This is a genomic window from Bacillus sp. AFS059628 (genome assembly GCF_002571225.1).
In the GTDB taxonomy this organism is placed as follows: Bacteria; Bacillota; Bacilli; order Bacillales; family Bacillaceae_G; genus Bacillus_A.
Genome location: NZ_NVEC01000036.1, coordinates 16,559 through 26,700 on the forward strand (window position 1 = coordinate 16,559; position 10,142 = coordinate 26,700).

Below are 10,142 nucleotides of genomic sequence, written 5' to 3' on the forward strand. Positions count from 1 at the left end.
GCGTCCAATACATATTATTAAAATTAAAGTGGTTCAAGTCGGAGGAAGGCACCTTAGGGTGTCTTTTTTATGGTAAGATATCAATATTTTCTTTATCTCGATTAGTGAGATTTTACGACATCCAAAGAGCTTATGTTGATATTAAACAAAAAGAATGCAATTTTTAATCTGCATTCTTTTTATTCATCCTCATATTCTTCATTTTCTTTCATAGAAAATATATCAAATTCCCCTTTAAATCCTGCTTCTCTGATTTTCCTTTTATATTCTTCTTCTGTTTCATCATATCTATAATCGAATAAATACCACGTGCATTTTTCAGTATTACAAGCCTCACAAATTCGTCTTATATATATTAGATCTACTTCCGAGAAAGAAAATCCTATAGAATAAATCTCTTGCACTGAAGATAAATCATCAAAGAAAAATTCAGCTGAATCGAGAGCGCTATTCGTATCCTTTTTTAAAAGTCTATGTATTTTTTCCAAACTCTCCGTAGCACCAATATGTAAACTTTCATATTCATCCCTTACATGACCATGACCAAAAAGCATCTTAGAATCACAGCTGTATTGTGCACCATGAATATGACAAACATTATCTTCATTAGCGTCATATATATCTTCTAGTACACATGTATAATTAAACGTAAGGAAATAGTCATCTTCGTTGTCAATTAACGTCTTAAAATTTTCAATTGGAATAGTATCAGATATATCAATTGATCTAACCCAATCAACGAGAAACTTATGAAACTTTAACATAACGCGATAAAAAGCATCTGAAGTGTCTTCATGTCTATATACATTTCTATATAACTCTCTATCATCATCTAAATCAAACATGTCTTCTTGATCACTAAGGTAATCTTCAAACGGCAAATGTGCTAAACTACTCTCAACATTCCACCAGTGTTCATCTTCCACTTGATCAATTGCGTTCCTAATAAACGCTACTGCGTCAGTATCGTCCACATCAATTCCATCATCTGTATGTTCAATTGAAACATCAAAGGTAGGTTGTAACTTTCTAGCTCTTGGATAAGTTTCCAAAAGATATTGATGGAAATCCTCATAACTTGTGGGAAGTTTATGAGCTAGATCAAAACCATTTCCTAAAATAAATAATTTACTCAAAAAATCTCTCCTCCTATATTCCTTCATATTTTATTTTTTAGGATATAAAACATTCATCGCTTCTACAGTGAATAGCCATTCTCTCCCTTAACAGAGACTTAACATACGCACAGATACATACTACTATAACCACTAAAACAATTCATAATAAAATGAGATATTTCACAAATTGGATTATTAAAAAAGGTACGTTTTACTAGCAGGAGATTACAAAATTAAATAAAGTAAAGGGGGTATTTAACTATCTACCAGGAATATCCCGTTATATAATTGTTTAGAACAATGAAACAGGAGGGATTAAAGTGAGAAAGATTGATTTAGTAACAAAACTATTAGATTTAGAAACATCAATAATGCAAGGATTAAAGCCAATTTCCGATGCTGGATTAGATGGCATTTATGAAATCTTTACTATGTTAGAAGTTGAAGATGCTGTCAATGTGTTATTAAAAGGTGTCTTTAAAGAATTATACTTAGAAAATGTTACACCTTACTGTGAAGGTTCAGAAACCGAAAAAGAGTTTACAGAACGACTAATTCACATCAAACATGATCTGGCAGATGATATTTCTCCAGCTGAAAAGTTAGAATTAATTTCCTTTCTGTTAGATATGGAACGAGAAAGATATTTAACATATATAGAGTTCTCAGATTTAGGGGTTTCCTTTGACATCTATCCTACTATGGATGCTTTATATGATTTTATTAATCAACTAATTAGTGTAGATGTGGGGGATTCACTTCATTGCTATACTAATGGTGAAATTTCCAAACAAGAAATTTTAGATTTTATATCTGATAAGTGGGCGAAAAAAATCTAATACAAAATTATATAATAAGAGGTGTGAAATGTCTGATGATCTAAAAGATAATACAAATCATAAAAATGATTGCAAAAAATTCGAGGTTAGTGAATTAATTTTTTTAATTTTTATTTTTGCTATAGTATCACCCTTCTTCGGTTTGTTGTTAGTTAAAATATTCCAATTTGATTTTGATAAATTAGGTACTTATGGAGACTTCCTTGGTGGTTCAACTGTTCCATTTTTAACTGTTGTTACAATATTATTCATTTATAGAACTTATAATCTTCAACAAGAACAACTTAACACACAACAAAGGGAGTTATCTTTACTTCAAAAAGAAATGGAAAGCACAAAGGAAACATTACAAGAACAAAGTAAAACCGCTAGGATGCAAAGATTTGAAAACTCATTCTTTATCCAAATTAATGAGTTAAGAAAATCAAAAGAAGAAATTGCAAACTATTTCTTTTCTCTTGATCTCCCTTATACATTTAATGAGTACATGGAAATAATTCGAGGTAAAATTGATAAGGCTATGGGGGATTCTATTGAAGAAAATGCCGAAATACTTTTTAGAGAAAAGGAAAATGAAAAGTATTATAAATTATATGGTAATCTCTTATCCCTTGCTATCGACAATAGTGGCATATATCAAAATAAGTTAATCCCTCCTTTCTTTCGTAGCGTTGATCGTAGCATGCAAATTATTTATGAATACAAAAAGAGTATGGATAATTGGGAGTTAACTTTTTATTTAGAGTATTTATATGATGAAATTGGTAGCGAAGCTATAAACATCATACTGTATGACATATGTATTAATAAGTATATGATATCATTTGCTAGAGAATTAAATTTTGATAATTATGCTAATAAACATTATCAAGATGCTAGAAGAAGCGATTTTGATTTTATTAAATACTTATTGTATGAAAATTCCGATTTAGATATCACATAATCATCCGATCTATTGTTGCTTTGAAATAAAGTTTGTTCAATGTGTTACTGCGAATATTGATTGTACAAGTAGGAAGGCCGTCAGGAAAATTGATTTAGCGTTATAAACCCGCATCTTCCTGACCCAATCTCAATGAACAATATAACTTAATATGGTAAAACAATATTTGGAGAAGGTTCAAAACATATTATTAAAATTAAAGTGGTTCAAGTCGGAGAAAGGCACCTTTAGGTGTCTTTTTTGTTGTAGACAAAACAATATAAATTGTATTATAAAAATAAAAGGAAAGGTAAGTGAATATCATAATTAATTTTGAACCGTTTAATCCAACTATAAATGACATCGCAATCAAGCTTGCTATGGTATTGTTTATACCGCTATTCTTAGCATTGATTATCAAAGTGATACTTATGAAATTTATGAAAGAATCAATTGCTGGCAGACTAGCATATCTATCTTGTCTATTTTTTATGTACTATGTATTTAAATTTGTTACAGAGTAGAAATGCACCACATAGTGTCTTTTCTTTATTAAACATATGTTGTATTATTCAAATAAAAAGATTTAAATTAGAAAGGAATATATTATGGATTTTCAAATAAATATACCAAGCCCCTTCCAAACAATTCCTGAGAATGCAGTGATTATTTTTTGATTTTTATCTTGTTAGGTGCAGGATTATTAATTTTCTCAAATTGGATACAAGGTGTAATTCCTTATCAGACTAAACAATATATTAAAATTGGTTTCATGGTACTGATACTTGTATTTATCATTGTAGCAATTAAAAAACCTGAATATATTATAGCTTTATTTTAAAAGTAGTTATGAGGGTATTCTTTCTTTATAAGATAACGTCAAGGAAAAATAAATTTACTATGCTAAGCCGACAACTTTTTTAATAGAACTGAACAGGTCAGTTTTTTGTTCCCTTTCGACATAATATGACAATATAGTTATAATCAGATTTGATATGATTAATTTGAAGTTTTACATTCAGGAGGGAAATGGAATGGGAGCGAAAACATTTAATAATTCTATTGAAAAACTAGCAGAAGAAATTGCAAACAAAGAAGTTAAATTCAAAACAACTGTACCAATTGAGCTTCGAGATACAGAAAATTCAATCGCTATTCTCTTATCTAAAGAACAATCAATCGAGTTGGCACATATGCTAATTAATGGAAATATGTTATTTGAGAAAGACCGTATTGTTCTTACTATCCAAAAACACTCGCAACGTAGCATGTCTGTTACAAGTTATTAGAAAGTAACACCATCAAGAATACTTAAATAGGATTCCAATACATACTATTACAATTAAAATGGTTCAACTCAGAAAAAAGACACCTTAGGGTGTCTTTTTTTATTATAAACAGTAGTTTTAAATAATAAATATGTTCAATACTTAGGAGAAATAAAGAAATTTTTTATTTTATTTAACATCTTTTTAGCTCGTTGACAATTTAAAGTTAATGAATTAATATATCAGTTACTAATATATCAGTTACTGATATATTTTTTGTGGAGGGAATGTATGGAAGCTATACAAAATCAATTGTCAATAGGGAAAAACTACATAAAGAAAATCCTGAAACGCGATAAAATTGAGTTTTATGGTCTAAAACCAAGTCAACTTCCTATCGCCCCAGGTGTGTATATTATAAGAGATAAGATTGATGACACAGTTCTATATGTTGGAAGAACTTTAAATTTACAAAGACGGATTTATACAAATCATTTACAAGGAAATTTAAGCACAGCACGTTTAAAGAAATATCTGATTGAAGATTCTTCTAGAAGTGAAGTAGTTGATTTAAACAGTGCTAAAGAATTTTTAAAAAATCAGTGTTACGTTCAATTTATTATTGTAGAAAATGATTATAAATTACGTGGTAAACTAGAATGTTTGTTTACATTTGCATTTGATACTTATTATGTAGAACCAGAGAGAGGAAAAAGAAACTAAGTATCCAAGACTAATCGGTGAATTACTAATCTAGAGTAGGTGTATAAATGAGTAACAAATTAATTAAAGGTAGTGACTTATTAAGATTTGTTGAGAGCGCATCAATTCATATAAATGAAATATCTGCAGCTACAGAAAAAAAGGAAAAAGGACAATACTTTACATCAAGTTCAATTGCTGAATTTATGGCGGAGAGAGTTAATATAAAAAAAGACACTATTAAGATCCTCGACCCAGGTAGTGGGACAGGAATACTGACTGCTGCATTTGTTGCAAGAATTATTAAAGAAGGAAGAAAAAATATTCATTTAGAAATAGATTTATATGAAAACGATGAGAAAGTGCTTCCTTTTTTATATGACACGATGGAACTATGTAAAAATTTGATGGAGAAACAGGGTAATAAACTAAATTATAAGATACATGAAGAAGATTTTATATTAGTCCATAGTCATCTGTTTGAATCCTCTCTTTTTGATGAAGAAAAACGTAATAAAAAATATGACTTAGTAATTAGTAACCCCCCTTATTACAAATTAAATAAAAGTCATATATATTCACAAATACTACAGGAATATGTACACGGACAACCAAATATTTACTTTATGTTTATGGCCATTGCTGAAAAATTATTAGTTGATGAAGGACAATTGGTTTTTATTACTCCTAGAAGTTATTGTTCTGGTGCATATTTTGAAAGATTTAGGGATCTTTTTTTTAAGAGTATTGATCCAGATCATTTCCACTTATTTGAATCAAGAAAAGGAAATTTTAAGAGTGAAAATGTTTTACAAGAGACTATTATATTAAGTGGATTCAAAAGAAAATATAAGCTTCCACATATTAATATTAGTTCATCTTTAAGCCTAAATATTCAAGAGAGCTATAGTGAAGAAACATTTAATAAATCGCTCATTATAGATTCCACAGATCAAATTAATTTAATTAGATTACCTATAAATAAAGAACAGTCCAAAGTACTAGAAATGTTTGATAATTGGAGTAATAACTTAACATTAATGCATATGAATATTTCCACTGGCCCTGTAGTAGCTTTTAGACATAAAGAATATATTAAAGATTATGATGAAAAGGATTCCTATCCATTATTATATATGAAAAATTTAAAACAACTGGAGGTAACATTCCCTTTAGAACAAAACAATCAGGGAATTATTTTTGAAGCTATTGAAAAAAAACTTGTTGTTCCGGCCAATAATTATGTACTACTTAAACGTTTTACCTCAAAAGAACAGAAAAAGAGGGTTGATTGCGGTACATATTTAACAAAAAAATATCCGTTTCAAATGTTAGGTTTGGAAAATCATTTGAATTATATTTATAAAATTGACGAGAGTCTATGTGAAGAAGAAGCGTTAGGAATAACTGCATTCTTAAATTCAGATTTGGTCGATCAATATTTTAGGATCGTTAACGGAAACACACAAGTAAATGCTTCAGACATTAGGCCTTTACCTTTTCCTGAATATGAATTTATTGTAAAATTAGGAAGGGATATTCTTGAAGAAAGAATCAGTTATTCAGATGTAGATACAATATTAGAAGAAGAATTTATAAATCAAAAAGAAAAGAATCTAGAATGCCTTGTGGAGTTGGGAGAAATGAATAAAGAAGAACAAGCAAAAGATATCTTACTGCAGTTAGGATTACCTAAAAAACAACAGAATAAGCGTTCAGGTCTAAGTTTATTAGCTTTATTAGACATTAAAGAAGATGATGAGTGGAGCAATGCTCAAAAAAGATTACTTCGTATTGTAGATATAATGGATTTTATGGCTAAGAACTATAATCAAGTCTATGCTCCTAATAGTAGAGAAACAATAAGAAGACAAACAGTTCATCAGTTTGAACAAGCAAATTTAATTGAGAGAAATCCAGATGACCCTTCTAGACCTACTAATAGTGGAAACACAGTTTATGCTGTAACTGACGAATTTTTATCTGTAGTTAGGACCTATGGGATAAATCAATGGCTAGAGAAAGTTACAGAATTTAAACAACAATTTTCAACATTATCTCAAAAGTATGAACAAAAAAGAAACAAAACTCGTATTCCAGTAAAAATTAATGAAGAAGAGTCTTTAAGCTTATCTGCTGGAGAACATAATATTTTACAAAAACAAATCGTAGAAGACTTTGGTGCTATTTTTGCGCCAGGTTCAAAGCTTTTATATTTAGGTGATACTGAAAATAAATACTTGTATATTAAGGCAGAGGAACTAGAGGCACTAAATGTTCCGCCTTTTAGTCATGATAAATTACCAGATGTGGTTCTCTATGACAAAGAAAAAAATTGGTTATTTTTAATTGAGGCGGTTACTTCACATGGTCCCGTTTCACCTAAACGTTTATACGAATTAGAAAAGGTATTAGAGAATTGTTCAGCGGGGCGTATATATGTGACGGCATTTCCAGACATGTCAGTTTTTAAAAAATATGCAGATGATATTGCTTGGGATACGGAAGTATGGTTTGCAAATGCGCCAGAACATATGATGCATTTAAATGGAGATCGTTTCTTAGGACCAAGATAAATATTATTTTACCCAAGATGTTTTGAGGATATAAAAATTTCATCAAGATGTCTTGGGTTTTAAATTATATAAAATACGAATTGTATTATTTGGAGAGTGTACAAAATGAAGTTAAAGTCATTACACCTAAAAGGATTTAAAAAGTTTTTATTACCAACAAAATTTAATTTTGAGGAAGCTCTAAATGTGAACACTATTAGTGGAAAAAATGGATCTGGAAAATCCACTATAGCTGATGCACTAGTATTAGTTCAACAAACTTTTTTTTACAATCAACTAGAGAAGACTTTTAAAGATAATCCTTTTACTATCAGAGCTAGAGAAAGTCTAACTGACAAATTGTTTGATTGCATAAGCGCTAAAGATAAATCATTAGAAATACGTGTGGAGTTTGTAGATGATTCTAATAATGATATTGTTATTGAGTTAGTAGCAATATCAGTTGGGGTGATCTTCAAACATGATTTGATAGTTAAAAAAGGACAAGAGATAATAGATGAATATTGGGATATTATGAATCCAGAGAATGTAATTGTATACATAGAATCCAGCAAATTTTATGATGAAACAAATACACCATTCTCAGAGCTAAGTATTAAAACACACTTTGAACTGCCAATCTCTCGAGAGGCGTGGATAACATTAAATATGGTATTTTTCCCAAGGGAAACATTTAATTTACTATACAAAAATTTATTGATTGACTGGGCTTATGAGCGTTTGATACCAACAAAAGGTAAAATTAACTTATACTATAAATTAGGCGAAGCATTTTTTAATTACTTTTTCCCAAATATTTCTTTCAATAACTTTTCTGCTAACAATTATAGAGCGAATGAAGTTGTAAATCTTGTGAAAAATATGGAACCAAAATCTAAATCTTATGATATGAGACATTTAAGCTCAGGTGAAAAAACTATATTTTATCTATTTTTATACATAAATCTGGTGAAAAAAATAAGTATTATAATTATAGATGAGCCTGAGAATCATTTACATGAAGATTTAATTATAAAACTCAGTATTTTGTTAGATTCATTAAGTAGTGAGAAAAGCTCATTATTAGATGTTTTAAGTGAAATCGATACGGGTGATAGTCTGAAAGAAAAAGTTAAACAAGTATATGGAACATCAAAAATCAAAAAAATTTCTCAAACATTTTTGATTACTCATTCTAAAGCGTTAATATATTCTAATTTTAATACAGGTAGTAATTATATAATCGATGATCAGTTAAGTTTATTAGATTATCAAACTTGCGAGAAACAACTACGTGAGATAGGAATAAGTACAATTAATACAAACGTTTTATTTGTTGAAGGTAAGACAGAAGTTGAAATCTTTGATTCTATTTTAAAAGGATATAATGTCAAAGTAGAAAAGATAGAAAATTGCAATAAACTAATAGAAATTTATAAGGGGATTAAGGAAGTAAAGAGATTTTTAAGAGGATGTAACTTTGTTTTTATGCTGGATAGGGATGTAATAAATGATGAACGGGTAAGGACTATAATTAATTCTAATCAAAACGATTTTATTTTACTGGATCGTCATGAAATAGAGAATTACCTTCTAGATACACGCATATGGAAAAAAACTGTGGATCAGTTTCCAAAGGATGACGATCAAGAAGAGATTACAGAAGTACATATCGAAGGAATCTTTAAAGACAATGCAAAACATTCTTTTAATCAAGTTCAAAAATTGTATTTAGCCGAAAAAATTAGGGAAGAATTAAATCGTTGGGAACAAGTTGTTAATCATAGAAATATAGAAGTCGATCAAGATAACTATAAAAAATACATTGATGAGTTATTTTCTGATTCTAACATGAATGAATTGAAAGAAAAACTTTATGGTAAATTTTCAAATTGCACAGATAAATATAGTGTAGAAAAATGGAATGAAGAATATCTATATCTATGTCCTGGAAAACAAGTATTAAATATTTCCGCTAAAGCTATAGGTGAAAAGCTTGGTATTAGAGGTGAGAAATTTATTAAAGAATTAAAAAAGCAATCTATACTTACAGCTAACGCCCCATTATATAATTTATTGCAGCAAATTAAGAAAGGACTTAATTTATCATAATAAGCAATTTACTATCTGTAATTTAATTTTCCCAAAAAATATTTACATTCTAATTTGTAAACATTGTTCTCTTGGAGTAATGAAGGATCGGCGTCGCAGTCGTTAAACCAGTACTCTATGGCTTCATTAGAGTATTCTAATAATTTTTTAAGTCGCTGAATTTCATTTCCTGAAAGTGTAATATTCTCTTTTTTCATAGGACTTAGCTCCTTCGATATTTATATAGGATCTATAAGTATTCTATGAATTAGTGCCTTGTTTTATACGTATGATATACTTCTCTGATTCATAGCATGTTTGACCAAACCAGTATAATTTTTCATTCCCTATCCTTTTTCGTTTTATAAAAGCATTAGGAATGGATAGTTTAGATTGTTTTTGCAAAAAAATTCTAGAATGGCTAGAAAAGAAATCCCTTGAATAAGGATTTCTTTTCTATTTTCTCCACACATGCATGCACCAGTTTGATATTAGATGAGGAAAGCTCATCATTAAAATTAAACTGGTTCAAGTCAAAGAAAGGCACCTTTGGGTGTCTTTTCTTTATGAATATCACAAGTAATTTGTCGAACAATACTTAATTTACTGTTAAATTAATGTTTATTATAATAAATTCAAATCAACTA

At 29.1% G+C, this 10,142-nt stretch carries 8 protein-coding genes; 7 read left to right on the plus strand and 1 reads right to left on the minus strand.

Going from position 1 to position 10,142, the window contains the following annotated elements:
- Positions 1-179 precede the first annotated feature (179 nt).
- Positions 180-1,136 carry a bacteriophage abortive infection AbiH family protein gene (locus COL05_RS12845; RefSeq protein ID WP_257152566.1) on the minus strand — a complete coding sequence of 319 codons (957 nt, stop codon included), beginning with the start codon at positions 1,134-1,136 and terminating at the stop codon, positions 180-182.
- Between the two features lie 302 nt (positions 1,137-1,438).
- Between COL05_RS12845 and COL05_RS12850 the strand changes: the two genes are divergently transcribed.
- The 7 genes from COL05_RS12850 (at position 1,439) to COL05_RS12885 (ending at position 9,516) form a co-directional block, all read left to right on the plus strand.
- Entirely contained in the window at positions 1,439-1,957 is a 519-nt protein-coding gene (locus tag COL05_RS12850; protein WP_098668882.1) for a hypothetical protein, read from the plus strand.
- A 28-nt stretch (positions 1,958-1,985) separates the two neighbouring features.
- Positions 1,986-2,900 carry a hypothetical protein gene (locus tag COL05_RS12855; protein ID WP_098668883.1) on the plus strand — a complete coding sequence of 305 codons (915 nt, stop codon included), beginning with the start codon at positions 1,986-1,988 and terminating at the stop codon, positions 2,898-2,900.
- Positions 2,901-3,193: 293 nt separating this feature from the next.
- A complete protein-coding gene (locus COL05_RS31855) occupies positions 3,194-3,403 on the plus strand; it encodes a hypothetical protein (protein ID WP_097821257.1) in 210 nt (69 codons plus the stop codon).
- A gap of 510 nt (positions 3,404-3,913) precedes the next feature.
- Positions 3,914-4,168 (plus strand): hypothetical protein, encoded by a 255-nt coding sequence (locus COL05_RS12870; RefSeq protein ID WP_098668884.1) that lies wholly within the window; start codon positions 3,914-3,916, stop codon positions 4,166-4,168.
- Positions 4,169-4,438: 270 nt separating this feature from the next.
- The gene (locus COL05_RS12875) at positions 4,439-4,870 is read left to right on the plus strand and encodes a GIY-YIG nuclease family protein (protein ID WP_098668885.1); all 432 of its coding nucleotides are present in this window, start codon (positions 4,439-4,441) and stop codon (positions 4,868-4,870) included.
- Between the two features lie 47 nt (positions 4,871-4,917).
- Positions 4,918-7,425 carry a BsuBI/PstI family type II restriction endonuclease gene (locus COL05_RS12880; RefSeq protein WP_098668886.1) on the plus strand — a complete coding sequence of 836 codons (2,508 nt, stop codon included), beginning with the start codon at positions 4,918-4,920 and terminating at the stop codon, positions 7,423-7,425.
- A 105-nt stretch (positions 7,426-7,530) separates the two neighbouring features.
- Positions 7,531-9,516 carry an AAA family ATPase gene (locus tag COL05_RS12885; RefSeq protein WP_098668887.1) on the plus strand — a complete coding sequence of 662 codons (1,986 nt, stop codon included), beginning with the start codon at positions 7,531-7,533 and terminating at the stop codon, positions 9,514-9,516.
- Positions 9,517-10,142: the final 626 nt, after the last annotated feature.

Bases quoted from the DNA above. Each gene is read 5' to 3' on its own strand.
- COL05_RS12855 (WP_098668883.1), top strand. From the start codon at position 1,986: ATGTCTGATGATCTAAAAGATAATACAAATCATAAAAATGATTGCAAA.
- COL05_RS12870 (WP_098668884.1), top strand. From the start codon at position 3,914: ATGGGAGCGAAAACATTTAATAATTCTATTGAAAAACTAGCAGAAGAA.
- COL05_RS12875 (WP_098668885.1), top strand. From the start codon at position 4,439: ATGGAAGCTATACAAAATCAATTGTCAATAGGGAAAAACTACATAAAG.
- COL05_RS12880 (WP_098668886.1), top strand. From the start codon at position 4,918: ATGAGTAACAAATTAATTAAAGGTAGTGACTTATTAAGATTTGTTGAG.
- COL05_RS12885 (WP_098668887.1), top strand. From the start codon at position 7,531: ATGAAGTTAAAGTCATTACACCTAAAAGGATTTAAAAAGTTTTTATTA.